General features: G+C 70.9%; 20 protein-coding genes. 10 read left to right on the top strand and 10 right to left on the bottom strand.

Features of this window, described 5'->3' with window-relative positions:
* The first annotated feature begins 54 nt into the window (after window positions 1-54).
* The 6 genes from ACWED2_RS28025 (at window position 55) to ACWED2_RS28000 (ending at window position 5930) form a co-directional block, all read left to right on the top strand.
* Window positions 55-1071: a zinc-dependent alcohol dehydrogenase gene (locus tag ACWED2_RS28025; RefSeq protein ID WP_449693485.1), complete on the top strand. Its 1017-nt coding sequence runs from the start codon at window positions 55-57 to the stop codon at window positions 1069-1071.
* Window positions 1072-1171: 100 nt separating this feature from the next.
* Window positions 1172-1447 (top strand): hypothetical protein, encoded by a 276-nt coding sequence (locus tag ACWED2_RS28020; protein WP_449693484.1) that lies wholly within the window; start codon window positions 1172-1174, stop codon window positions 1445-1447.
* On the top strand, window positions 1440-2048 hold the full coding sequence (locus tag ACWED2_RS28015; protein WP_449693483.1) for a TetR/AcrR family transcriptional regulator: 609 nt from the start codon (window positions 1440-1442) through the stop codon (window positions 2046-2048). The genes ACWED2_RS28020 and ACWED2_RS28015 overlap by 8 nt, the downstream gene beginning before the upstream one ends.
* 134 nt (window positions 2049-2182) lie before the next feature.
* Entirely contained in the window at window positions 2183-3502 is a 1320-nt protein-coding gene (locus ACWED2_RS28010) for a sensor histidine kinase (RefSeq protein WP_449693482.1), read from the top strand.
* A complete protein-coding gene (locus ACWED2_RS28005; protein WP_449693481.1) occupies window positions 3499-4128 on the top strand; it encodes a response regulator in 630 nt (209 codons plus the stop codon). Before ACWED2_RS28010 ends, ACWED2_RS28005 begins: the two co-directional genes overlap by 4 nt.
* Window positions 4129-4316: 188 nt before the next feature.
* Complete coding sequence (locus ACWED2_RS28000; RefSeq protein WP_449693480.1) at window positions 4317-5930, top strand: FAD-binding oxidoreductase; 1614 nt, start codon at window positions 4317-4319, stop codon at window positions 5928-5930.
* A gap of 31 nt (window positions 5931-5961) precedes the next feature.
* Here the strand turns inward: ACWED2_RS28000 and ACWED2_RS27995 are convergent, their stop codons facing one another.
* Window positions 5962-6291: an alpha/beta fold hydrolase gene (locus tag ACWED2_RS27995; protein ID WP_449693479.1), complete on the bottom strand. Its 330-nt coding sequence runs from the start codon at window positions 6289-6291 to the stop codon at window positions 5962-5964.
* Window positions 6292-6510: 219 nt separating this feature from the next.
* Between ACWED2_RS27995 and ACWED2_RS27990 the strand changes: the two genes are divergently transcribed.
* The gene (locus tag ACWED2_RS27990; protein ID WP_449693478.1) at window positions 6511-7287 is read left to right on the top strand and encodes a helix-turn-helix domain-containing protein; all 777 of its coding nucleotides are present in this window, start codon (window positions 6511-6513) and stop codon (window positions 7285-7287) included.
* 77 nt (window positions 7288-7364) lie between these two features.
* Window positions 7365-8519 (top strand): 4-hydroxybenzoate 3-monooxygenase, encoded by a 1155-nt coding sequence (locus ACWED2_RS27985; RefSeq protein ID WP_449693477.1) that lies wholly within the window; start codon window positions 7365-7367, stop codon window positions 8517-8519.
* Window positions 8520-8579: 60 nt separating this feature from the next.
* Here the strand turns inward: ACWED2_RS27985 and ACWED2_RS27980 are convergent, their stop codons facing one another.
* The 4 genes from ACWED2_RS27980 to ACWED2_RS27965 all read right to left on the bottom strand — a co-directional run bounded on the left by ACWED2_RS27980 (window position 8580) and on the right by ACWED2_RS27965 (window position 12932).
* Complete coding sequence (locus tag ACWED2_RS27980) at window positions 8580-9137, bottom strand: SMI1/KNR4 family protein (protein ID WP_449693476.1); 558 nt, start codon at window positions 9135-9137, stop codon at window positions 8580-8582.
* 60 nt (window positions 9138-9197) lie between these two features.
* Window positions 9198-10508 carry an N-acetyltransferase family protein gene (locus ACWED2_RS27975; RefSeq protein ID WP_449693475.1) on the bottom strand — a complete coding sequence of 437 codons (1311 nt, stop codon included), beginning with the start codon at window positions 10506-10508 and terminating at the stop codon, window positions 9198-9200.
* Window positions 10505-12001 (bottom strand): hypothetical protein, encoded by a 1497-nt coding sequence (locus ACWED2_RS27970; protein WP_449693474.1) that lies wholly within the window; start codon window positions 11999-12001, stop codon window positions 10505-10507. Before ACWED2_RS27970 ends, ACWED2_RS27975 begins: the two co-directional genes overlap by 4 nt.
* 193 nt (window positions 12002-12194) lie before the next feature.
* A complete protein-coding gene (locus ACWED2_RS27965; protein WP_449693473.1) occupies window positions 12195-12932 on the bottom strand; it encodes an ANTAR domain-containing protein in 738 nt (245 codons plus the stop codon).
* Between the two features lie 289 nt (window positions 12933-13221).
* Between ACWED2_RS27965 and ACWED2_RS27960 the strand changes: the two genes are divergently transcribed.
* The gene (locus ACWED2_RS27960) at window positions 13222-15180 is read left to right on the top strand and encodes a hypothetical protein (RefSeq protein WP_449693472.1); all 1959 of its coding nucleotides are present in this window, start codon (window positions 13222-13224) and stop codon (window positions 15178-15180) included.
* 107 nt (window positions 15181-15287) lie between these two features.
* Here the strand turns inward: ACWED2_RS27960 and ACWED2_RS27955 are convergent, their stop codons facing one another.
* A complete protein-coding gene (locus ACWED2_RS27955) occupies window positions 15288-15950 on the bottom strand; it encodes a cutinase family protein (protein WP_449693471.1) in 663 nt (220 codons plus the stop codon).
* Window positions 15951-16388: 438 nt separating this feature from the next.
* Here ACWED2_RS27955 and ACWED2_RS27950 point away from each other — a divergent pair, with 438 nt between their 5' ends.
* Window positions 16389-17663, top strand: coding sequence for a PucR family transcriptional regulator (locus ACWED2_RS27950; protein WP_449693470.1), 1275 nt, complete (start codon window positions 16389-16391; stop codon window positions 17661-17663).
* Window positions 17664-17726: 63 nt separating this feature from the next.
* On the opposite strand, the gene ACWED2_RS27945 is transcribed toward ACWED2_RS27950, so the two are convergent.
* Genes ACWED2_RS27945 through ACWED2_RS27930 form a run of 4 tightly spaced genes read right to left on the bottom strand, consistent with a single transcriptional unit; the run spans window position 17727 to window position 24186 of the window.
* On the bottom strand, window positions 17727-18524 hold the full coding sequence (locus ACWED2_RS27945; protein WP_449693469.1) for an alpha/beta fold hydrolase: 798 nt from the start codon (window positions 18522-18524) through the stop codon (window positions 17727-17729).
* 11 nt (window positions 18525-18535) lie between these two features.
* Window positions 18536-19507: an aldo/keto reductase gene (locus tag ACWED2_RS27940; RefSeq protein ID WP_449693468.1), complete on the bottom strand. Its 972-nt coding sequence runs from the start codon at window positions 19505-19507 to the stop codon at window positions 18536-18538.
* Between the two features lie 58 nt (window positions 19508-19565).
* Window positions 19566-22901, bottom strand: coding sequence for a non-ribosomal peptide synthetase (locus tag ACWED2_RS27935; protein ID WP_449693467.1), 3336 nt, complete (start codon window positions 22899-22901; stop codon window positions 19566-19568).
* 46 nt (window positions 22902-22947) lie between these two features.
* A complete protein-coding gene (locus tag ACWED2_RS27930; protein ID WP_449693466.1) occupies window positions 22948-24186 on the bottom strand; it encodes a cytochrome P450 in 1239 nt (412 codons plus the stop codon).
* Window positions 24187-24629 lie beyond the last annotated feature (443 nt).

Raw genomic sequence — 24629 nt, 5'->3', positions numbered from 1 at the left:
AGCGAACGCACCTTCTAGAGTCCTCTCTCTAGAGAGAATCGTCTAAGGAGTGCCATGCAAAGCCTCGTCGTCACCGGTCCCCGCGGCCTGGAATGGCAGGACCGGCCGGCGCCCGGCCTCGCCGCGTCCGGGGACGCGCTGGTGCGGCCGATCGCCTCGTCCGCCTGCGATCTCGACCGCCGGCTCGTGGTGTCGCCCGCGCCGTTCGAGGCGCCGTTCGCGCTCGGTCACGAAGCGGTCGGCGAGATCGTCGACCTCGCGGACGACGACTCGCCGCTGCGCGTCGGCCAGCGGGTGGTCATCCCGTGGCACATCAGCTGCGGCACGTGCGAGAACTGCCGGCGCGATCTGCCCGGCACCTGCGCTTCCGTGCCGCGCCTGGCGTCCTACGGCACGAGCGCAGGTGGGCTCTGGGGCGGGTTGTTCGACGAGCTGGTCCGTGTCCCGTGGGCCTCGGGCAACCTCACACCGCTGCCGCAGGGCGTCGATCCGGTCGTGGCCGCCTCGGCCTCCGACAACCTCACCGACGCCTTCCAGGCCGTCCGGCCGACCCTCGACGCCCGGCCCGGCGCCGAAGTGCTCGTGGTCGGGGGAACCGCCAGCCTGGGGCTGCTGACCGTGCTGAGTGCCGTCGCGCTGGGCGCCGGGAAGGTCACCTACCTCGACGTCGACGAAGGGCGCCGCGCCAAGGCCGCCGCCGCGGGCGCGACCGTCATCGCGGCCGACGCGTATCCCGACCGGCTCGACGGCGCCTTCGACCTGGTCGTGGACGCTTCCGCCGCGAGCGCGGGCTTCCGGTGCGCCCTGCTGTCCACCCGGCCGGGCGGCACGTGCGTCATCCGGTCCGTCTACTTCGGAGAGCCTCGGCTGCCGTACTTCTCCCTGTACGGCACCGGCGTCACCCTCGTCGTCGGTCCGCCCCACGCGAGCCCGCACGTCCCCGCCGTGCTGAAGCTCGTGGAAGGCGGCACCTTGGACCCTTCGCCGATCCTGGCCGGCCCGTTCGGCTACGAGGACGCCGTCGAGGTGCTGCTGGACCCGCCGCCGGGGAAGCCGGTCTTCACCCGATAATCGACACCGTGTCGATTATTGTCGACGAGGTGTAGAGTCCATCGACCTGGCGGCCTTCGAAGAGCCGGCGCCCGGGTGCGCCCACGCGCGGCAGCTCGACGTGACCGACGACGAGGCGGTCTCCGCCGTGGTCGCCGAGATGGAGCGCGCTGTCGGCCCGATCGACGTGCTGGGCGATCCCGCCAAGGCCGCCGCGGCGGTGCTCGAGGTGGTCGAGGCCGAGAAGCCGCCGGTGCACCTGGTGCTCGGCTCGGACGCGTTGCGGCTCGTGGCGAGCGGCCGGGCCGCGGTGACCGCCGACATCGAGGCGTGGGCGGAGCTCTCGCGGTCCACGGACTTCCCGGACGGGCACCAGCTCGCGACGGCCGATGCCTGAGCCGGGGCGCCGGCGCGCCGCACCGTCCAAAGGGGACGTCCGCGAGGCCAAGATCCTCGAAGTCCTCGGGGAACTCCTGGCGGTCAAGAGTTTCGACGCGCTCACGACCAACGACATCGCCGAGCGCGCCGGGCTCTCCCGCGCGTCGGTGTACTTCTACTTCAGCTCGAAGCAGGAGGCGCTCGTCGCCCTCTTCGCCAAGACCGTCGAGGCGTTGCACGAGAAGTCCCGCGCGGCGGCCGCCGACCCGGCGGCGCCCCGCGAGGCGATCGCGACGGCCCTGCGGCGCACCCGCGACCGGTGGCACGAGCACGGCCTGATCATGCGTGTCGCGATCGACCAGTCCTCGGCCATCCCCGAACTGGGCGCGCTGTGGCGGGAGACCGCGGACATCTTCATCGACGCCATCACGACGGTCCTGGTCCGCGCCGGGGTGCCGGACGAGGACGGCGCCGGCGGCGCGCGGGCCATCGCGGGCGCGCTGTGCTGGATGGTCGAGCGGACGTTCTACCACGCCTCGGCGGTGTCGCCCGAGGCCCTCGACCAGGCGGCCGAGACCTGCCGGGTGGTGTGGCTGCGCGCGGCGGGCATCCGGTCCTGACCGGCGGACAACGTCCCGAGCGCCGGTGCCGAACCGGGCCTCCCCGAGCCGCCGACGCGTGCGATCATGGCAGGACACCACGGCCGGTCACCGGCAGCGTTCGGCCGTGGCGCCGGGATGGGCGATCTTCGCCGGTGTCCCGGGCCGAGGGGTACTTCCGCTGGGGGCAGGTCGTGAGCGTCGAGGCCGAGTTGCGCGAGGAGTTCGACCGCTGGGAGCGCAGGGAAACCGCGGTCCTGAAGGTGCTCCCGTACCCGTTGCTGGCGGTCAGCGTCGTGTTGACCCTGCTGCAGCCGCTCTGGAACGCGCAGGTGTACCTCCCCGGCGTACTCGGGCTCGCCACGCTGCTCGCCGCGTGGGTCCTCTGGTTCCACACGGTCCACCCGCAGTGGCACGGCAACACCCCGCTGATGGGCTGGTACTACACGGGGCTCATGGCGTTGACCGCCTGCCTGGTCCTGCTCACGCCGTGGTTCGGCTTCTTCGCCTTCATCGGCTACGTGCACGCCCTCCACTACCTGAAGGGCGGGTGGCGGTACGTCGGCGTGGCCGTCACGTCCGCGGTCTCGGCGGTCTCCTACGTGGGCGGGGCCGCCAACATCACGGCCGAGGCGTGGTGGCGGTGGCCCGCCGTCAGCGCGCTCACCACGGTGATGGCCACGCTGGCCTTCTCCGCCGACGTGATGTCCGATCGGCGCAACCACCGGCAGAAGCGGGCGCTGGCCGAGCTGCACAAGGCCAACGTCGAGCTGGAGACGGCACTGGCGGAGAACGCGCGCCTGCAGGCCGAACTGCTGGCCCAGGCCCGCGAGGCCGGCGTGCTCGACGAGCGGCAGCGGATGGCGCGGGAGATCCACGACACCCTCGCCCAGGGGCTGGCCGGCATCCTCACCCAGCTCCAGGCCGCCGAGCAGGCGCCGGGCGAACCGGCGGTGTCGCGCCGGCACGTGGCGAACGCGATGGACCTGGCCCGCGAGAGCCTCACCGAGGCCCGCCGGACGGTGCACGCGGTGGGACCGGCCGCACTGGCGCGGGCCCGCCTCCCGGAGGCGATCGGCGACGTGGCCGGACGCTGGTCGGAGGTGCACCGCGTCGAGGCGGTGCTGACCACGACCGGCGACGCCCGGCCGATGCACACCGACGTCGAGGTGACCCTGCTGCGGACCGCGCAGGAGGCGCTCACCAACGTCGCCAAGCACGCGCGGGCCAACCGGGTCTCCCTGACCCTGTCGTACATGGAGGACCTGGTGACGCTCGACGTGCTGGACGACGGAGTGGGTTTCCGCCCGGACGCCGACCGCGCCGGCGGCTCCGGGGACGGGGGCTTCGGGCTCGCCGGCATGCGGCAGCGGGTGCAGCTCCTCGCGGGGCGGCTGGACGTCGAGTCCGAACCGGGCGGGGGCACCGCGATCACGGTGACGGTGCCGGCGATCCCGGCCGGGAGCGAGCGGTGATCTCCCTGCTGATCGTCGACGACCACCCGGTGGTGCGGGACGGGCTGCGCGGCATGTTCGGCGCCGATCCGCGCTTCGAGGTGGTGGGTGAAGCCGGTGACGGTGCGGAGGCGCTGGCGGCCGCCGAACGGCTGCGCCCCGACGTGATCCTGATGGACCTGCGGATGCCCGGGACCGACGGGGTCACCGCCATCAAGGAGCTGGCGCGGCGCGGGATACCGTCACGGGTGCTGGTGCTCACGACGTACGACACGGACAGCCACGTGCTGCCGGCCATCGAAGCCGGCGCCACCGGCTACCTCCTCAAGGAGGCGCCGAGGGCGGAGCTCGTCCGCGCGGTGGAGGCCGCCGCCCGCGGGCAGGCCGTGCTTTCCCCCGCCGTCGCGACCCGGCTCCTGGGACAGGTGCGCAAACCGGCCCCGGCACCGCTTTCCCAGCGGGAGCTGGAGGTGCTGGAACTGATCGCCGGGGGCTCGACGAACCGCGAGGCGGCGAAGCAGCTGTTCATCAGCGAGACGACGGTCAAGACCCACCTGCTGCACGTGTACGCGAAGCTGGGCGTCAACGACCGGGCGGCCGCCGTGGCCGCCGCGTTCTCCCGCGGTTACCTGAAGCCGCGGGACTGACGGCCGGGCACCGGCACTGCCGGGCAGAGCCCGGCCGGCTGAGTTCGTGGTCATCCGATCGGTGGATGCGGCGTGGTCATCCGGTGGACCGGGTTTCAGCCGCCGGCCCGCGATTCGGGTGATGTGGGCCCGGTGCCGGTGCTGGGACGGTGTGCGTGCCAGTGAATCGGAGCCGGAAGGGATCGCGGATGAGTCGGTCGGAGCGCAATCGGATCAGTCGTCGTGTGCTGCTCGCCGGCGCGGGTGCCGCGGCAGGCGCCACGATGGCCGCCGGGGTACCCGGGTACGCGGCCACCGAGCCGACGGCGGCCGGGCCGCCGACGATCCGGCCGGGCGACCCGCGGTACGACGGACTGTTGCGCGGCAACAACTTCCGGCACGTGGGACGCCCGGACGAGATCCGGGTGGTGGGCTCGACCGAGCAGGTGGTGCGTGCGGTGGCCGAAGCGGTCCGGGCCGGGCGGCGGGTCGCGGTGCGCAGCGGCGGCCACTGTTTCGAGAACTTCACGACCGACCCGGCGGTGCGGGTGCTGCTCGACCTCTCGGCCATGGACGAGATCGGCTACGACGCCGGCAAGCGCGCGTTCTCGGTGCAGCCGGGAGCCACGCTCGGGCAGGTGTACCGGGCGCTGTTCAAGGGCTGGGGGGTGACCATTCCCGGCGGCGGTTGCCCGGGGGTGGGCGCCGGCGGGCACTTCGCGGGCGGCGGGTACGGGACCTTGTCGCGCCGGTACGGCTCGGTGGTGGACCACCTGTACGGCGTGGAGGTCGTGGTGGTCGACCGGGACGGCAGCGTCCGGGCGGTGACCGCCACCCGGGAGCCGGACGACCCGCACCGCGATCTGTGGTGGGCGCACACCGGTGGCGGTGGCGGCAACTTCGGGGTGGTCACCCGGTACTGGCTGCGCTCGCCCGGCGCCACCGGCGATCCGTCCCGGCTGTTGCCGCCCTCGCCGCGGCGGATGCTGGAATGCGTGCTCGCCTGGCCCTGGGCGGGCACGAGCGAGCAGGACTTCACCACGCTCGTGCGCAACTTCGGCGTCTGGCACGAGCACAACAGCGCGCCCGGCTCGCGGTCCGCCGGCCTGTTCGGGCTTTTCCTGGCCCAGCACCGGAACGCCGGGTACTTCTCGGTGGTCGGGCAGATCGACGCGGACCTGCCCGGCGCGGACGGCGTCGTGACCGATTTCCTGACCGCCGTGACCGACGGCACCAGCGTCCGGCCGATCGCGGACCTGCGGCGGACGCTGCCGTGGCTGCACAAGACGACCTGGCCGGGCACGGGCGAGCTGGGCGACGGGGCCACCCGCCGGTACAAGCTCAAAGCCGGGTACCTGCGCAAGTCGCTGACCGACCGGCAGCTCGCCGCCGTCCACCGCAACCTGACGAACGCCGGCGGGGGCGCGGAGTCCGGCTTGCTGCTCGTCGGCTACGGCGGCCAGGTGAACGCGACATCGCCGGACGCCACCGCCGTGGCCCAGCGCGACGCGGTGATGAAAGCGGTCTACCAGACGGTATGGGCCGACGAGGCCGACGACGCGGCCAACCTTTCCTGGATCCGCACCTTCTACCGCGAGGTGTACGCCGAAACCGGCGGTGTGCCGGTGCCGGACGACGTCAACGACGGCTCCTACATCAACTACCCCGACACCGACCTGGCCGGCCCGGCGTGGAACACCTCCGGCGTGCCGGCGCGCACGCTGTACTACAAGGACAACTACCCACGGCTCCAGCAGGTCAAGGCCCGCTGGGACCCGCGTGGCGTCTTCCGGCACGCGCTTTCGGTGGAACCGCCGGGTTGACGTCCCACGCTGCTCGGTTCGGACCACGCCGTCAGCGCGCGGCGCGCTTGATGAGCTCGGCCGTCGCGGCGGGCTGCGCGATCATCGCGACGTGCGAGGCGCCGGCTTCGACGGTGTGCGCGCCGGCCCGCTGCGCGGCGAATCGCTGTGCGGCGGCGGGAAAGACGTCGTCGTTGCGGGCGACGAGGAACCAGGAGGGAATGGTCTTCCAGGCCGGAGCGCCGGACGGTTCTCCCAGCGCGCGCACGTCGATCGGCCGCTGGCCGGCCCACATCAGGTCGGTGGTCGCCTTGGGCACGTCGGCGGCGAACACGTCGTGGAACACCGCTTCGGCCAGCAGGCTTCGGCGAGATGTGGTCATCGATGCCGGCCGCCACCGTGCGGATGCCGTCCGGCAGGGCGTCCGCCGAGACGTCCTTGCCGGGGAACCCGCTCGCGCCGGCGCGCAGGGCGTGGGCAGCGGGACTTCGTCAGGCTGGCCCACGGACCTGTCCCGTCGTCGTGCGACTGCTGGCACGGGTGTACTGAAATCGCAGTACGCCGGAGCGCGGTGACGCGGTCGCCGGTAAGCTGACGTCCGATGCAGAAAACCCGCCAAGCCTCCGCGCCGCCGGATGAGCGGACGCCGCAAGGCGCAGGCTGGCTCCCGCACGGGTATCACCTCGGCAGCCACTCCCACCGCGACGGGCAGCTGGTGTACGCGGCAGCCGGGGCCTTCACCACCACGACCGACTACGGGACCTGGATCGCGCCCGCCGACCGGATCACCTGGACGCCGCCGGGTTTCGAGCACTCGCACCGCTTCTACGGCCGGACCGACGCCCGTATCCTCGCCGTCCCCGCCGGCGAGTGCGGCGACCTGGTCGGGCACCCCTGCGTGTTCGCGGTGTCGCCCCTGTTGCGCGAGGGCATTCTGGCGCTGACCGGCGACCGGGCGAAATCCGCCGACGCCGACCGGCGGCTGCGCGCGGTGGTGCTCGACGAACTCGGCGAGATTCCCGAGCAGTCCTTCCACCTGCCCGAGCCGCGCGACGATCGGCTGCGCGCCGCGACCGATCTCCTGCACGCCGATCCCGGCCGGACCACGACCCTGGCCGAACTGGGGCGGGCCGCCGGGACGAGCGAACGCACGCTCAGCCGCCTGTTCCACACCGACCTCGGCATGAGCTTCCACCGCTGGCGCACCATCCTGCGCATCCACCACGCCCTGATCCGGCTCACCGCCGGCGACTCCGTCACCGACACGGCGATCACCTGCGGCTGGTCGAACCCATCGACCTTCATCGAGGCGTTCACCGCCGTCGTCGGGCAAACCCCCGGGCGCTACCAGGCCGGGCTGCGCGACCGCGGCGAATAGGAAAGCTGGCGGGTTTCCGTTATCGCACGTCGGGTTATCGGTGGACGGCAAACACCGGCCCGGCCACAGTGGCGATCATGACTCGAACAGAAGAAACCACCACCGCCGTCATCGTGGGCGGCGGGGTCGCCGGGCTCGCGCTCGGCACCTTCCTGCAACGCAGCGGAATCCGGTGCGTCATCTTGGAAAAGCACAGCCGCGAGCACGTCGAGAACCGGCAACGGGCCGGGTCGCTCGACGCCCAGGGCGTGCGCGTGCTGCACGAATGGGGAGCAGGAGAGGCCGTCGAAGGGCCCGCTCACGATTCCTCCGACGAGCGGATGCCGCTGATCATCGACGGCGAAGAGCGCGAATGGAAGATGGACGGCGACGAGGACGCCGAAGGTGCGTTCGTCCCGCAGCAGGTACTGGTCCGGAACCTGATCAGGATGTTCCTGCGTGACGGTGGCGACCTCCGGTTCGAGGCCGCGGACATCTCATTGGACGGTCTCGACACCGAGCAGCCCCGGGTGCGCTACCGGGACGCCGCCGGCTCGGCCACGGTGATCGGCTGCGACTTCGTCGCCGGCAGCGACGGCCACCACGGCGTCAGCAGGACGGCCATCCCCGACGGCTTCCTCGCCGGCCACACCCACGAGTTCGGCTACGCCTGGCTGACCGTCATGACGGAGGTGCCCGCCGTTCCACCGGCCGTGATGGCGGTGCATTCCCGCGGCTTCGCCGCACAGATCACCCGCGGCCCGCAGGCGAGCCGCGTCTACCTGCAGTGCCCGGTCACCGACACCGTCGAGGACTGGCCGGACGAACGCGTCTGGAGCGAGCTCGGAACGCGGTTCGGCCGGCCTGCGCCGCGGGGCCCGATCGTCAGCAAGCAGATCGTGCCGCTGCGCGGTGTGGTGTTCAGCCCGATGAGCTACGGCCGGCTCCACCTTCTAGGGGATGCCGCGCACTTGATTTCCCCGATGAGTGCGGAAGGAATGAGCCTCGCCCTGCACGACGCCGGGAAACTCGCCCAAGCGATCGTCCACCAGGTCGAAAAGGACGACGGGAGCCTGCTGGCGAGCTACTCGGACACCTGCCTGACCCACACCTGGGAACGACAGGCGTCCGCGGTCGCGATGACCGACACGATGCACGACTCCGGTGACCCCACCTACCGCGGGGAGTTCCTCAAGCAGGTCGCGCGGGCGAACCTGGAGAACTTCCTCCAGCCGCGGATGCCGACGAACTGACCCGCGTCCTCGGATCCGGTCAGGATCCGGTCGCCCGCGGCAGTACGGAACCGGCTCGGCTCAGCACAAGTCGAGGAGGACGAGTGTGCTTTCCTCGGCGACGGCGTGCCCGGTTTCGATGAGGTCGGCGGCGCGGGCGAGGAACGCGGTGAGTGACGGCGCGACCGGCTCACCCAGGTCCGGCACGTTGGGACGGCACACGACCTGGCCCACGGTGCCACGCTCGCCGGGATCCAGGTCCAGGAGGTAGCAGTCACCCTCGAACGCGAGGAACGGCAGCCACGACTCCGACCACACGGTCCACCGGTAGCAGGCGGGTTGCGCGACCGGCTTGGCCATGTCGCCGACCGCCTCGGTCAGCATGCGGTGCATCTCGATGATCTCGTCGACGGTCAGGAAGTGGTGGAAGTTGAGCGGGCCGTACAGGTGGCCGGGATCGTCCTGGCCGGCTGAGGCGCGCAGCAGCGCACACAGCTCGGCCGGCAGGGTGAGGCCGGTCGCGGTGGCGAGCCGGTCGAGGTCGTGATCGGTGGCGCCGGGCAGGAACGGTGCGGTACCGGGCAGCCGCCGCTCGAGGGCAGCTCGTAGGCGCGCGAACTCGCGGGCGGTGTGGTTCATGGTGGTCAGTCTGCCGGACGCGCAGGCCGGCCGAACGCCATCGGCACGAGCGCGCTCTCCTCAAGGGCTTCGAGGAATCGATTCGGCGGGGTGAAATCCGTAGACGACTTCCCTGATCTCCCGAACAGCGGCGTCCACTTCGGACTCGGTGGGGAGCGTCGGTGGGTAGTGCCGGCCGATCGGCTTGTACATGAGCGTCGCGGGCAGTTCGTCGCCGTTTCGGGACGGGACGGTGTATCGGACGGGAAGCTCGACGAAGCCGACAGCCCGAAGCGGGGCCCGGTTGGTCTTCGGCGCCACTTCGATGTACCAGCCTCGGGTGGTGGGGCGGTCGGCGAGCATCTGGAGCTCGACCTGGGCGATCATCGGGCGCAGGGCGCCGACGCCGCGCAGGTCGTCGGTGAACAGCCCGTAGCCGCCGAATCCGGCGGTGGTCAGCGTGAAGAACGTGACCAGGCCGGCGACTGCGGAGGTGGGTGTGCGGCGCAGTGTCCAGAAATGCAGGGGTACCGGGTACTTTCGGGTGAACTCCGACTCGGGGATGCCGTACTCCGTAATACCGAAGGCGGTGCGGTAGAGAGCCATTGTGGCGGCCCAGTCGGGATCCGTCGGCGCGGTCAGTGCTCGCGCGTGCGGGATCGGATGTCCTACGTAGCGCGAGAGGGAGAACGTTCCGACGGACGCGAGCGTGGCCAGGTGAGCTGCGACCGTCCGGAACTCGGGGCAGCGCTCCGGGTCCTCCACGCGCATGGCCCAGCGGATGTAGTCGGCCACGGCCGAGCGCACGGTCCGCGGCGTGCACGGCTCGCCGAACGTCTTGCAGATGAGGAGCAGGTTGGTGACCGGTTCCTGGGTTTCCGACAGGGCCGGCTGGACGTAGGGCAGGTCCAGGCCGTGGAAGCCCCACCGGTCCCAGATCAGTGCGCGATCGGCCGGGTTGAGGTTGTCCGGCGTCCCTGTCGGGACGAAGGGGTCGTTGATCTCGGCGAACACGTGGGCAAGCGGTGTGCCGGTCTTGGTCGTGGCATCCGCTTGGAGGGCGCGTTCGGTCTCGGCGAGGATGGCTCGTCCCACGCCCGCGTTGCGGGCCGCGGGGACAACCATCAGGAACTCGATCATTCCCGCATTGGGTCCGGCGAAGTAATCCATGATCGAGCAGCCGACCGTGTCACCATTCCGCGAGGCGAGAATGATGTGGTAGTTGTTGCGCCCGTACCAGCCCCGCTCACGCAGCCGCAGGTACTCGATCATGTTGCCCAGTGATTCCCGCTCGTCGGGGTCGGGGAACTCGGCGGCGTAGTGGTCCTGGTAGAAGGCGGTGAGCGCGGCGATGTCGGCGTCGGTGGCGGTGAGGTCGCGGAAACGGATCAACCGACCATCACCTCCGGGTGTCGTCGGTCGTTCGGGTCGGCCTTCGTCCTGCTCACCTGGTCCTTCTGGTAGCCGGACACGGTGTTCGGGAGTTTGCAGGCCGCATGCGCGACGCGGGCCTTGCCGGGGAGAGACGTGCGCATTCGGTCCCGCCGGCCTTCGGCGTCCAGCTGTGCCAGCCAGGACTCGGTGAACAGCAGCTCGTGCATGGACTCGCCAGGTGGGGCGGGGTACCTGATCGGCTCACCACAGCCGCAATCGTCTATCGCGCAGGCAAAGCTCAGGATCAGATCGGGATGTTCGCGCAAGATCGACTCCAAGGAGGTGCGCGCCTTGGCGGCCAGTTGCCGCTTGAGCATCAGGTACGTGGAGTCATCGGCCACGTTGCCGTGCTCGAAGAACGTCAACATGTTCTTCCACGGTTCGCTGTGCCTCGGCCGCCCATCGGTGCCGCAGAGAACAATGATCACCCAGATGTAGGCAGAGTAGTAGACGCTGTCTGTCTCGCTCGGTGCGGTGATCGGTCCGCTCGTCTCCAACACGAGCTGGTTCTGTCCGTCGCGTAGCAGCTGGGTCTGGGTGCTGCACAGCAAATGATCGACTGCACCCGCTGCCTTGATCACGCCGGTCACTTGCCAGCTTTCGGCGAGGACCACGTGTCCACCGCGGGCTACCCGAGGCGGAGGAGGTTCGTCGGCGTTCCGGACGGCGAGCGCGATCGAATTGCTCTCATCGCCGTAACCGAGTTGCATGACTTTCTTTCCTTCCCAACGCTTGCACGTGCCGAACGGGATGCTCGGACCCCAGGTCAGCCAACACGTGAACAAGAACGCCTGGAAGCTGCGGATGTCTCCGAGACCGTCGTCCAGTTCGTCAACAGTCGCGCGGTGTCCTTCAATGAGCTGGGGCCAGTCTTCGCCATATTTGCCCAGTAGTCCGGACAGCAACTGCAGGGGTGCCACGAAGGCCTCTTGTATATGCACCTCCGACATGAAGACTTCCGGGTTGGCGTCAACCTTTGCGTTTTCCGCGAGCCGGACCCGGAAGTACCTCAGAATTTCCTCTTGCACCTCCGAGATCGCGAAGCAAGTATCCACTACGATCTTGTTGTTGTCGGAATTCTTCATCAGTTTGTCAGTCAGCGAACCGATGTCGTCATGCCACTCCCGTAGCGCTTTCCGGTAGGCTTGCAGCTTTGCGCGGAATTCGGAGCGGTGCCGGTACTCCCAGCGGTCGGGTCCTTCCGGGCGGGGGTTCAGCAACTCGGCCTCTACCCGCATGCAAGCCGCTCGGTAGAGTTCTTTGCGTGATCGGCCGTAGCTGAGGAAGGTCAACACCATCCAAGTCGCTCGAACGATCCGGGTGATCTTGAACCTTCGATGGATCGTGCGGTTGAGCAGCCGGATCGTCGGTCTGAGGTATGCGAAGAAGATGAAGAGACCTGCGAGTGTGGGTAGCCCGATCTGAAACAGCGTGTTGACGATCTCCATCATTCTCCACGACCTGCGATCCTGCTTGGAGGCAACGGCTTCCCTGACCCAAGGAAGCCCAGGTGGGTGGTACCTTTGCCCAGGGGTCGTGATGATCATGTCCGCTGTTACAGCGCCGCGCGGCACTGATCGACCTTCTTCGACGCCGGCCGAGCCGGCGTCTTCGCTCCTGCCGAAATGATCTTTTCGTGGTGGGTCACTGTGGGTTGGTGGCGGTGGCCACGAAGTTTCGGGCAACCTCGTGCAGCTTCATGTTCTGCTCTTGTGACTGTTTGACGAGCAGCTTGAAAGCGTCGTCGGGCGAGATGCAGTGCAGGGCCATGAGGATGCCCTTCGCCTGATCGATCACCGCGCGGGAGGTCAGGGCGGCGCGCAGCTGGCTCATGGTCTCGCGGGCGGCCTGGTGCCGGCGGGTGCTGCGCAGCGCGGCTTCGGCGGCGGCGGTGTACAGGTCCAGCAGTGCTGCGTCGAGCGCGCCGAAGCTGTTGCCTCCGGTGTCGTACAGATTGAGCGAGCCGCGGTACTGGCGGTCGACGAACAGCGGGGCGGACAGGGAAGCGACGACCGCGGACTCGGTCGCGGCCGCGGCGAACTCGGGCCACCGTTGCCCCGCATCGGTCACCTTGACTCGTTGCAGTTCGCCGGTCTGGGCGGCTTCCAGGCAGGGCCCTCGCCCGGCGTCGTACTGGGCCTGATCGACGTGGTGCGCGCTGTCCCCGGTCGCTGTCGCGGTGTAGGGAACACCGTCGCGCAGCAGCGTGATGCTGGCGAGCTCCGCGTCCGGCACGGCGTGGATGACCTGCCGGCACACCCGCTGCAGGACCACCGGCAGTTCCTCTTCTTCCGCGAAGGTGCCGGCCAGCCGATCCAATGCGGCGGTGACCTCGTCCACTCTTCGCGCGGCGTCCCGCTCGTAGAGCAGGTCTTCGTCCATGTGGTGCTCCTCGGGGTGGTCTGCGCAGCGTCTGGTGATCGAGTGTTCACTTAGGGTGCAGGTGTGGTGGCTTGCTTGCTGAATGACAACAGTAGGCCTCGCCGGGTGGCTGGGCAGCTCAGGAGAGGACTGGCGCCGACGATGCAGGCGAGCGGCAGACGACCACCCGGACCGGGACGGCCGTCCGGATCAACCCCGGAGGGTCAGCAGCCGACGCGGCGGGTGGTAGTCGTACGTCACGTTGTCGAATGCGGACTGAACCCGGTCGGGGATTCGCTACCGTCCTGGTGTGACGCTGCTGGGGATCTTGGAAGACGACGAGTACCTGCCCGAGTACGGGACCTTGGTGGTCCGCGACCGCCACGCCGCGGACGGCCTGGAGCCGCTGGAGAACGAGCTGCTGGGGGAGCTGGCGACCGAAGCGCTGTCCGGCACCGTCGCCACGGCCGGGGACGGGTGGGTGCACGGCCACGCCGGCGACCCGTTCCAGTCGGTGCGGCTGGAAGCCCACGACGCGCCGCCGCGCCTCGAGCTCGACGGTTGGGAGGACGTCGTCGAGTCGCCGTTCCACAGCCGCAGCGGGCGGGTTGCCCTCGGGTTCCTCACCGGGGGCGAGCACGACGAGACCTTGGAACTCGGCCGGCGCGGGCTGTTCCGCGTGCGGGTCGCTCGCCGGGCCGCCGCGGACGGGGAGGAGGGCGACGTCTGGCTCGTGCAGTTCTGGCCGGCCGACGGCCCCGGTTTGCCACGCTGGGTGCGGCGGACGCGGCCGGCGCTCTTCGGGCCCGATCCGGGGTGGCAGCAGGTGCTCGGCTACCCCGTGGTGTCGGCCGGGTGGGCCGCCGCCGGGTACGGCCCACCCCGGCCGGATTCCTGGCTCGACGAGCCCCTGCAAGGGGATCCGCCGGACGCGGCGATCTGCGCGCAGCTCGGCCTCGCACCGCCGGTGTCCCAGCGGGACGCGGTCGCGCTGCTGGTCGCCGCCGGCGTGCTCGTCACCGACGGTGACGGGTACCGGCTCGCCGAACACCCGCCGCTCGCGACGGACCGCCTCTCCCTGCCCGAAAGCCTCGCCGCGCAGGTGGCGCGGTCGGCTGCCAGTGCCCGCTACACCTGGGCGGCGGCCGACGTCGCCAGCGTCGCCGCGTGGGGCGATCCCGCCCCGGTCGACGACCTCGCCGAGCGGCTGCTCGTCGCGCCGGAGGAGGTGCCCGGCCTGCTCGCCCACGCCGTCTCGGACCATCTGGTGCAGCAGGTCGGTGGCGGCATCGCGGCGCTTCCCCGGCGGCGGCCGGAGCAGGCTTCGATGCCCGTTTCGGTGGTGGTGCCGTCGCGGGCGGAACACCCGGCGACGCTCCCGGGGCCGCCGCCGCGGGCCGGGGTCGTCGGGGGCGACGGTGAGGTCATCGTGTGGCGCGCGGGCGAGCCGGTCGTGCTCGGCCGGGTCCCCGACCGGTACCGCTACCGCGCCCACGAGACACCGGTGGGGATCGTGGTGGCCACGTCCGGCGGGCCGGGGATGCTGGTGCGGTGGGACGGCACCACCGAGCGGCTGCCGGCCGACCTCGGCACCCACCCGGTCCGCAGCGCCGACGGGCGGTTCCTGGCCGGGGTCGAGCACCACGTCGGGCGCCGGTCGTGGGACCGGCCGCACCTGCTGGACGTCACCACCGGCGAGGTCGCGTCCCTGCCCCGGACCGACGAGCTCACGCGCCGCGCGCTGGCCGTCATCGACGGCGCGCTGTACTACGCCGACGGCTTCCATACCGGCAGCCGGACGTTCCGCTGGCGCCCGGGCACCGACCCCGAGCCGCTCGCGCCCGGCCTCTGCCAGATCGACCCGCTTTCGGGCACGGCGCTGGAACGCGGCACCGACGGCGTCTTCCGCCACGACCCGGCCGGCACCCGCACCCCGCTCCCGGCCGACCGGCAGTACGAGCTCGCCCCGGGCGGCGAACTGCTGTACGCGTTCCAGTACGCGCCGCCGTCGGTCTGGCTCCTCACCGGCGGCGAACCGGAAGAACACCCGTTGCCGGAAGGCTGCGACCTCAGCACCGCGATCCCCTCGGCCCCGTTCTGGGAGACGCCCACGACGCTGGTGTTCACCCACGAACGCGGCGGCGGGAGCCGGGTGGTGCGCTGGGATCTCCGGTCGGGCCGGTTCGACCACTTCGACCTGCCCCCGGTGGCCGGGTACCGGCCGTTCGCCGTCCAGCCCGTCCTCCGCCCTGTCTCGGGTGGGTCATAGGGTCGATCGCGGTCCACAGTGGACTTCCATCCGGCGGGAGCCGCCCGCGAGCGGATGCGGGCGGCTCCGGCGGACCCGGTCAATAAGCTCCACAAAGGACCGCCGGATCAGACCTTGCCGGCCACGAATTCGGCCGCGTCGGCGGCGTTGCCGCCGTAACTGAAGTGGGCCAGGACGTTCGTGCCGAGGAACTGGCAGATCGGGTCGCCGTCGGCGCAGTAGTCCTTGGTGCGGCTTTCGTAGGTGCCCGTGACGCTCCGGCCGACCCACCGGATGGGGTTGCCGAACAACAGGATCGCGGCGACGCGCGGGGCGAGCGCGGCCGGGATCGTCGCGACGATCGGGCCGCCGACGATCACCCCGTCGCTGCTGATGCCGATCGAGTTGTCGACCACGTTGGCGCCCTGTGAGTAGCCGACCAGGACGAAGCGCTGCCGGGGGCAGGCCGCCGCCTGGCTCGTGACGTGGTTGACCAGGTCGCGGTTGCCCTGCTGGACCGAGGCCGGCTCGTTGAGGTCCGCCGGGTAGTTCACCGCGTAACTGCTCACCGAGCGCGGCTGCAGCCGGCTCTGCACCGCCGAGTAGACCGCGTCGCCCACGAACAGGCCGAGTTCGCCCGGTTCGAAGGTGCCGCGGGCCACCGACACGTCGATGTCGGTGCAGGCGGCGGCCGAGGCGGCCGGCGCGGCGAGGACGACGCCGAGGCCGGCGAGAACGACCGCGATGGAGGCGGAGAACACCCGGGCTGCGCTGCCGAGGACGGATCTCATGGGCTATCAACACCTTTGCTCGGAAAGGAAAACCTCGATGGCGAGGGAACGGCCGACGGCGACGGTGGATCCGCCGTCGGGCGAAAGCGACTGTCGCACTGGTGTCCCAGCCGGGCAAGAGGTGTCCGCGCGGGCGGCCGCGTGGCTGTGCGCCGGTGACAGAAAGTCCATTGTGGACACTCAATTCGGACGTTTCGCCCGCCGGTGCCGGATGGCGCCGACGAGGGTGGGGCCCGGACGCCTGAACGCCGCGAGCCGCCGGTCCGGCCGCGCGCAGGTCCGCAGCGCCGGCGCCGGGGGACTGCGGGAGCCGCGGTGCCGCGGTCTTGATCGATTGAGGGGAGAGATGCCGCCCCTTGGCGGTGTCCCCTGCTCCGAGGCCGCTGTTTTACTGTCGGGTAAAGCGCGGAATGCCAGCACGAACGGGTGGAGGAACGCTTGACACCCCGGCACAACGGTCACCGGCTCACCACCACGGCCGTCCGGCGCGCGGCCGACGACGGCGACGGCGACGATTTCCGAAGACGCGGTCAGGCGCACGAGCTCGCCGAGCTCATGCGGCCGGCGCTGCCCACCCTGGTCGAGCAGATCGTCCGCGAGGTCTGGCGGGCGGTCCCGGTCTACGCCCGGCCGGACGAGGGCCGCTACAACCACGTGACGCGGCAGGGCGTCGACTGTGCCGTCCGGCTGTTCGTGGACCTGATCGAGGACCCGTCGACCGCGCGGGACAAGCTGCACGAGACGTGCCGGCGGCTGGGTGCCGGCGAGGCGCGCGCGGGCCGCACCCTGGACGATCTCCATGCGGCGTACCGGGTGGGTACGCGGGTGGCCTGGCAGGGGATCATGCGGCTCGGGCAGCGCCATCGCCTGTCGTCGATGGCCATGGGACGGCTGGGGGAGATGCTGTTCGGCTATGCCGACGAGCTGGCGAAGATGTCGTTCCAGGGCTACCGCGAGGCGCAGGCCGAGATCGAGGGGGCCCGCGAGGGTCTGCGCCGCCGGTTGCTGCAGCTCGTGCTCGAGCGGCCGGCCGTGTCCCTCGAGGTGATCACCGATTCCGCCCAGGCCGTCGGCTGGTCGCTGCCCGAAACCGTGGCGGCGGTGTCGGTCGAGCCGCACGCCCACGTGAGCCGCGTCCCGGTGGCCGGGTGGGGGACGGATGTGCTGAGCAACCTGGAGCTGCCGCAACCGCACCTGCTCCTGCCGGCCCCGGTCGACCGCGAGCGGCTGCAGCGCATCGCCGCGGACCTCGGGGTGCGGATCGTGGTCGGTCCCTCGACGCCGCTGGACAAGGCGGCGAATTCGCTGCGCTGGGCCCGTGCCGCCGAACGGCTGGTGGCGGCCAGGGCTTTGCCCCCGGCCCGGATCACGTGGTGCGCCGAGCACCTGACGACGCTGTGCCTGTTGGCGGACGAAGACCTGGTCGACCAGCTCGCCCGGCACCAGTTCGGCCCGCTGGCCGGGTTCTCGGAGGCCACGCAGCTGAGGCTGGCCGAGACGTTGCTGTCGTGGCTGGGCCACGGCGGCAAGATCCCGAAGATCGCGGCCGAGCTGGTGGTGCACCCGCAAACGGTCCGCTACCGCCTGCGCCAGCTCGAGCAGGTCTTCGGCGACCGCCTCCACGACCCGGAGACCCGCTTCACGATGGAGCTGGTGCTCCGCGCCATGGCGCTGCGGCGAGCGTCACGCGACGGCTCGGGTGAGCCCGGATAGCGCACCGCGAGGAGCACGGGGAATAACGCCCCAGGATCGAGCCCGGACGACACGAACCGCGGCTCAGGGACCGATATCGCGTCCGGGCAAGGTACCGGTCTCGGTGAGGAACGCTTCGACCAGCGACAGCCACTGTTCCGGCGCTTCGAGGACGACGGCGTGCCCGCTGTCCAACTCGGTCCACCGCGCACCGGGGATCCCGTCGGCGTAGGTCCGCATCGAGGCCGGCGCGATGAGCCGGTCGTGCTTCGTGCCGATGACGAGGGTCGGTGCCGTGACGTTCGGCAGGTCCGGTTCCACGTCGATGCGCCGGACCAGCTCGATCTGCTCGGTGGTGCCGTCGGGCGTGGTGTACACGATCAGTTCCAGGAGGCTCTCCAGCTGCCGGTCGGTCAGCGTGCCGAGGAACGTCTCGCTGAACATCACCGAGGCGATGAAGCGGGCCAGGGCGGTGTGGTCGCGGTCCGCCAGGCGCTGCCACTCGTCCATCCGGGCGCGCGTGTCGGCGTCGATCCGCGGGGCGCCGGCGGTCAGGATCAGGCCGGTCACCCGGTGGGGGTGCCGGATCGCGGCGCGGACCGCGACGGCGCATCCCATCGAGTAGCCGAGGATCGCGAAGGTCTTCGCGTCACCGGCGGCGGCCACGAGCTGGTCGGCGAGGTCGTCCAGCCGCAACGGACCGCTCGCGCGGGGTGTCTCGCCCGATCCGGGGAAGTCCGGGCCGAAGGACGGCACCGTGCGGGAAAGGGCCGGGATCAGCGGCCCGAAGTTCGCGCGCACGGTGCCCGCCGCTCCGTGGGCGAGCAGGAGCGCGGCCGTGGCCGGCCGGACGGCGGGCACCGTGGCGTCGTGGGTGGTCATCGGCTGCGGGATCAGTGCGCCGCGTCCAGCAGCGCGCGCTGGTCCGCGGTCAGCTCCAGGTCCACCGCGTCCAGGCTTTCGTTGAGCTGCGCCACCGACGACGCGCCGACGAGCGGGATGACCGGCAGGTCGCCGCCCAGCATCCAGGACAGCACGACCTGGTTGGCCGTGGCGCCGGTTTCCCGTACCACCTCGTGCAGCGCCTTGAGCCGGGCCTGCGTGCCCGCGTGGTCGTGCAGCTCGCCCAGGGGCCGGTCTTCGCGCACGTAGCCGCCGGACAGCAGCGGCGTGTACGCCACCAGGGTCAACTCGGGACGATCCTTCAGGTAGGTCATCAGCTCCGCGCCGAACAGTCCTTCGTTGCCCTCCTTCCAGCGCCGGCTCGGCACGTCGGTGCGCGCCCGCAGGTAGGTGTGGTGGTACTGGACGACCTCGTAGGCGGGCAGGTTCGCGGACTCGGCGAGCGAGCGCCACTTCTCCAGGCGCCACGACCAGTGGTTGCTGGCGCCGATCATGGCGACCGACCCGTCCTTCACCAGGGACGCGAAGGTCTCGACGATGTCCTTCTGCGGCGTGTCCATGAAGTCCGCGTGCGCGTAGAGCAGGTCCAGCTGGTCCACGCCGAGGTTCTCGCGGCTGCGCGCCGAGGACGCGCGGATCACCTCCGGCGCGAGGCCTTCGGGGTTGAAGGCGAAGCCCGGCGTCTTCGGGCGGCCGCCGAGCTTGGTGGCGATGACCACCTCGTCGGTGATGCCCCGGCTGCGTCGCCACCGCCCGAGCAGCTGCTCGCTCTCGCCGCCCTGGGAGCCGGTGACCCAGAAGGCGTAGTTGTTGGCCGTGTCGACGAACGTGCCGCCGGCTTCGACGAACCGGTCGAGGATGGCGAACGCCCGCTCCTCCTCGACGGTCGTGCCGAAAATCATCGCGCCCAGCGCGAGCGCGCTGACCTCACGACGGCTGGTGCCGATCTTGCGGTACTTCATCCGAGTGTCGTCTCCCCTGTGGTGGATGCAGGCACCCCATGGTGCACGGTCGCCTCGGTCACGACCGCGCCGCCTGGTCGATGAGCTTGTTCAGGCCCGCCGGAGTCGGCGTGATCAGGAAGTCCCGCAGCTTCACCGACACCCCGAGCTCGTCGCGGATCAGCCGCAGCAGCCGCACCGCGCCCATGGAGTTGCCGCCGACGGTGAAGAAGTCGGTGTCGGCGGTCAGCTCGACCTCCTTCTCCAGGACGCGGGCGATCAGGTCGGGTGCCGTACCGAGCCGGTCCGGTTCCTCCGCCACGACCTGCTGCCCGGCCGGTGCCGCCACGGCTTCGAGCGCCCGGCGGTCCACCTTGCCGTTGCCGGTCACCGGCATCCGGTCCACGACGGCCCACAGGCTCGGCACCATGTACACCGGCAGCTTCTCGGCCACCAGGTCGCGCAGGTCCGCGGTGCCGACCGGCCCGGCGGGGACGATCGCGGCGAGCAGCCGCTTGTCCGAGCTGTCCCCGTCGGTGACCACGACGGCCGCGTCGCGCACCCGCGGGTCGGCGGCCAGCACGTCGGCGATGGCGGACAGCTCGATGCGGAACCCGCGCAGCTTCACCTGGTCGTCGCGGCGGCCGAGGAAGCGCAGCCGCCCGGCCCGGTCCACGCGGACCAGGTCACCGGTGCGGTAGAGCCGCTCGGGGACGTCGGGGGAGAAGGTGCCGAACGCCCTGGCCGTCTCGCCTTCGTCGGCCACGTAGCCGTGTGCCAGGCCTTCGCCCGCCGCGTACAGCTCGCCGACCGCGCCCGGCGGCACGATCCGGTGCCGCCGGTCCAGGACGTGCACGCGCGTGCCCGGCAACGGGGTGCCGATCGGCAGCGGCCCGGCCGACTCCGCGGGCGAGGTGACCGAGTGGGTGGTCGTGAAGGTGGTGTTCTCGGTGGGGCCGTAGCCGTTGGTCACGATGATCCCGGGGTGGCGTTCCAGCACGCGCGCCACCTGGGCGTGCGGCACGACGTCGCCGCCGGTGATCAGCTGCCGCAGGCCGCCGAGCCCGGCCGGCGCGAACTCCTCGACCAGCCGGAACAGCCCCGCGGTCAGCCACGCGACGGTGACCTCGCGGTCGAGCAGGAACCGGCCGAGCTCACTGGGCGCGGGCAGGCCCGCCGGGTACACCTCCAGCGCCGCGCCGTTCGCGAGCGGGCTCCACAGCTCCAAGGTGGACGCGTCGAACGCCAGTGGCGACAGGCGCAGCATCCGGTCTTCCGGTCCCAAGTGGACGAAGTCGGGCTCGTGCACGAGCCGCACGATCGCCCGGTGCGGGACCCCGACGCCCTTGGGCAGACCCGTCGAGCCGGAGGTGAACGCGATGTAGGCCAGGTCGTCGGGACCGGTGGCGGCGGGTTCGGCGGCCGACGGCTCCCAGGCCGGTTCCCACGTCGCGCAGGCAGGCACGCCGAGGTGGGCGACGGCCTCCGGGGAACCGGCCAGCGCGGCCTTCGGCGCGGCCTTGGCCAGGATGTGCCGGACCTGGGTCTCGGGCTGGCTCAGGTCCACCCCCACGTAGGCGGCACCCGCCCACGCGATGCCCAGCACCGCGACGACTTCGGCGATGGACCGGTCCAGCGCCACCAGCACCCGGTCACCGCGGCCGACGCCGAGTTCGCGGAGCCGGCGCGCCTGCTCGGCCGCCGCGCCCGCGAGCTGCGCGTAGGTCAGCTCCAGGTCGTCCTCGCGCACCGCGACCGCGTCCGGCGTGCGCTGCGCCGCCCGGCGGAACAGCTCGTCCGCGGTGACCGCGGGGAAGTCGCGGCGCGTGTCGTTGACGGCGTCGAGCACCTTCCGGCGCTCGTCGGACAGGCAGCGCAGGTCCTCCACCCTGCCCTCGGCCGTGGCCAGTTCCCTTGCCGCGGTGGTGAAGTCGTCGAGGAACGCCCGTGCGTCGGCCTCGTCCCAGAGCGCCGTCGCGAACTCGAGCTGCGCTTCCAGCGTCGGGCGCGACCGGCCGAACAACAGCGACAGGTCGAACTGGGCGCCGCCGCCGTGGCCCTCCTCGATGCGCAGCTGCACGTCGCCGGCGTCGATGCGGTGCGGCACGAGCTGATCGTGCATGCCGAAGGAGACCTGCACCAGCGGGTGGGCGCTCAGCCCGCGCTCGATGCCGAGCCGGGTGACCAGTTCGTCGAACGGCAGCGCGCCCGCCTCGATGCCGCGGGCGAGCGAGTCCTGTACCGCGCGCAGGTAGTCCACGACCCGCGCGTCGTCGTCGACCTCCACCAGGATCGGCGCCAGGTTGCCGCCGACGGCGATCAGCTCGGCCAGCTCGGCGGTGTCACGGCCGTAGAGGGCGACGCCGACCAGCAGCCGGCCGACGCCGGTCCAGCGGCTCAGCGCCAGGCCGTAGGAGGCGAGCAGCAGCGCGAACGGGGTGATGCCCAGCTCCCGCGCGCGGTCCCCGACCAGGGCGCTCAGGTCCGCCCCGAGGTCGAGCGGGATGCGGTGGCCCGCCGGGTCCTGGATCGTCGGGCGGGGCTCGTCGGTGGGCAGTTCGAGCACGGTGGGCACGCCGTCGAGGTACTTCAGCCAGAACTCGGCCAGGCGGTCCCACTCGCCGCTGGCGCGGTCCTGCTCGTGGCGGCGCAGCAGGGCTTCCGTGGTGGGCGCGGGTTCGGTGCGCGGCAGCGGCAGGCCCGCCTTGAGGGCCCGGTACGAGCTGAACAGCTCGTCGAGCAGCAGGCCGACGGCCCACCCGTCGAGGAGCACGTGGTGCGCGATCAGCACGACCGCCTGCCGCTGCGGGCCGGCGACGAACAGGTAGCGCAGCGGGGGAGCGGCGGTGAGGTCGAAGGGGACGCGGCTGTGCTCGGCGGCCGCGGCGCGGACGGACTCCTCGAAGTCCCGGCCGTCGGAGGTGATGTCCACGATCTCGGGGACGACCTCGTCCAGCACCACGGGGACGATCTCGTCGTCCTCTTCGCGCAGCACCGTCCGCAGCGAGGCGTGCCGCGCCGTCGTGGCGGCGGCCGCGTGCCCGAAGACTTCGCGGTCGAGCGTTCCACTGTCTACATAGGACGTGAAAACGAGATTGTAGGAGGATCCGCCGAGGGTGCTCTCGAGCAGCCACATGCCCCGCTGCATCGGCGTCAGCGAGGGCGCCGACGGCTCGGGTGCCGCGGTGGTGGTGGCCGCCGCGGTGCCGACGGCGTTCGAGAGCACCGTGCCCAGGGGGGTCGACGAGAGCAGCTCCGCCACCGACAGCTTCAGCCCGAGCTGCTCCTGGGCCATGGCGGTGAGCCGCATCGCCCGCAGCGAGTCGCCGCCGAGGGAGATGAAGCTCCGGCCGGCGAACCCGGCCCGGTCCGTCGCCGGTCCGAGGACCGACAGCGCGATTTCGTCCAATGACATGCCGACCTCCGGGTCACTGAAAAGGGGAGTGGTGCTGACCGGGACGTCAGCGGCGCTTCGCGGTGATCGGCACGTGCTTGTAGCCGGACACGAAGTTGGAAATCAGCCTTTCGGGGGTACCGGCGGCCTCGAAGTCCTTGTACTGCGCCAAAAGCTCCTCGAACAACGTGCGCAGGGTGATCCGCGCCACACTGTGCCCGATGCAGTAGTGCGGGCCGATGCCGAACGCGAGGTGCTTGTTCGGCTTGCGCCGGATGTCGAAGTTCCAGGCGTCCGGGAACTCGGTCTCGTCCCGGTTGGCCGCGCCGATCCAGGTGACCACGGCGTCGCCCGCCGCGATCCGGGTGTCCCGCACGACCACGTCCTCGGTGGCGTACCGCAGCATGTGGTTCACCGGGGACGCCCAGCGCAGCGCCTCTTCGACCGCGGTGGTGCCGAGCTCCGGCTCGGCGGCCCACTGCGGCAGCACGTCGGAGTCGATGAACTCGGCCATCACGAAGTTCGGCGCGTGCGGGGTGGTCACGTTCGCGCCGAGCAGCAGGCTGTAGCAGTTGGACACGATCTCGCCGGGCGACATGTGCCTGCCCTCGAACCGGGTCTTGATCAGCGTGCTGATCAGGTCGTCGCCGACCCGGTCGCGGCGGAAGCGCACCAGGTCCTGGAAGTAGGCGAACAGCTCGCGGTGCGCCATCTCCAGCGTCTTGTCCCGGGTGCCCTCGTCCTGGTACTCGGGGTCGTCGGCGGCGATGCAGATGGTGGTCAGCCTGCTCAGCCACGGCCAGTCCTCCGGCGGCAGCCCCATCATCGTCCCGGTGACCGACATCGGCATCGCCAGCATGGCCTGGCCCCAGTCGAACACTCCGCCGTCGCCGATCGGCGCGATCAGCTCGGTGATGAGCTCGCGGATCATCTCGCGCTGCCGGTCCACCGCCTTGACGGCCAGCGCTTTCTTCAGCCGCGCCTGCATGATCGTGTGCCGCGGCGGGTCGGTGACCGCGAGCTGCTGCCCGCCGGCGGGGTCGTCCATGCCGAGCAGTTCCAGCATGGTGCCGCGTTCCGAGGTGAACAGGTGGGTGTTGCGGAGTACGTAGTCGGTCTCCTTGAAGTGCACCACCGACCAGAACCCGCGTCGGTCGTCGACCTGGCGCCAGCTCAGCCCGTCCTGCGCCTGCAGGTCCCGCCACAGCTCGTACGCCTTGCCGCTGCTGTAGAAGCGGGGGTCTACCAGGTCGGTGTCGACGGCGTGCACCGGGCATCCGGAAAGGGTTGCGTTGTGGACGGGCATGGCCGGTGTCCTCATCGGTTCGGGGAGCGAGCCATCCGGCAGACTCCTGGTCGGCGGGCGGGCGCGGATTAATCCGGGCGGTATCAAGATTAATCCGGTAGCCGGATTAATCTTGATACCGGCTACCTGGTGTTTTGTGCGTATGTGCAGGTCATTCCGTATGCGATCGCCGGTGGGTCGCCCATTTGGACATCACATTCGGGTGGACGTCAACAGTCGACCGCATGGTGGAATGCGCGGCGTCGTTGCCGCGAACGGAGAATGAATGAGCGGTATAACCGCAGGTCGGGACAAACAACCGGCCAGTGACCGGCCGCATTGCTGCGTTCGGCCCAACCGTCGTTGGTCCAAGCAGGGCTCCGCAGCCCCCAAGGGCAGGCGTCGGTCATGATCAATCCCCAAGAAAGCCCCAGTCCGATCCCCAGTCGTGCTGTTTCCAGCCC

The organism is Amycolatopsis sp. NPDC005003 (assembly GCF_053600695.1).
The sequence above is the reverse complement of the archived record's forward strand: the minus strand, read 5'-3'. Positions and strand labels throughout refer to the sequence as shown.

Coding starts and splice junctions, on each gene's coding strand:
- ACWED2_RS28025 (WP_449693485.1), top strand. CDS start 55: ATGCAAAGCCTCGTCGTCACCGGTCCCCGCGGCCTGGAATGGCAGGAC.
- ACWED2_RS28015 (WP_449693483.1), top strand. CDS start 1,440: ATGCCTGAGCCGGGGCGCCGGCGCGCCGCACCGTCCAAAGGGGACGTC.
- ACWED2_RS28000 (WP_449693480.1), top strand. CDS start 4,317: ATGAGTCGGTCGGAGCGCAATCGGATCAGTCGTCGTGTGCTGCTCGCC.
- ACWED2_RS27995 (WP_449693479.1), bottom strand. CDS start 6,291: ATGACCACATCTCGCCGAAGCCTGCTGGCCGAAGCGGTGTTCCACGAC.
- ACWED2_RS27990 (WP_449693478.1), top strand. CDS start 6,511: ATGCAGAAAACCCGCCAAGCCTCCGCGCCGCCGGATGAGCGGACGCCG.
- ACWED2_RS27985 (WP_449693477.1), top strand. CDS start 7,365: ATGACTCGAACAGAAGAAACCACCACCGCCGTCATCGTGGGCGGCGGG.
- ACWED2_RS27980 (WP_449693476.1), bottom strand. CDS start 9,137: ATGAACCACACCGCCCGCGAGTTCGCGCGCCTACGAGCTGCCCTCGAG.
- ACWED2_RS27970 (WP_449693474.1), bottom strand. CDS start 12,001: ATGATGGAGATCGTCAACACGCTGTTTCAGATCGGGCTACCCACACTC.
- ACWED2_RS27965 (WP_449693473.1), bottom strand. CDS start 12,932: ATGGACGAAGACCTGCTCTACGAGCGGGACGCCGCGCGAAGAGTGGAC.
- ACWED2_RS27955 (WP_449693471.1), bottom strand. CDS start 15,950: ATGAGATCCGTCCTCGGCAGCGCAGCCCGGGTGTTCTCCGCCTCCATC.
- ACWED2_RS27945 (WP_449693469.1), bottom strand. CDS start 18,524: ATGACCACCCACGACGCCACGGTGCCCGCCGTCCGGCCGGCCACGGCC.
- ACWED2_RS27940 (WP_449693468.1), bottom strand. CDS start 19,507: ATGAAGTACCGCAAGATCGGCACCAGCCGTCGTGAGGTCAGCGCGCTC.
- ACWED2_RS27935 (WP_449693467.1), bottom strand. CDS start 22,901: ATGTCATTGGACGAAATCGCGCTGTCGGTCCTCGGACCGGCGACGGAC.
- ACWED2_RS27930 (WP_449693466.1), bottom strand. CDS start 24,186: ATGCCCGTCCACAACGCAACCCTTTCCGGATGCCCGGTGCACGCCGTC.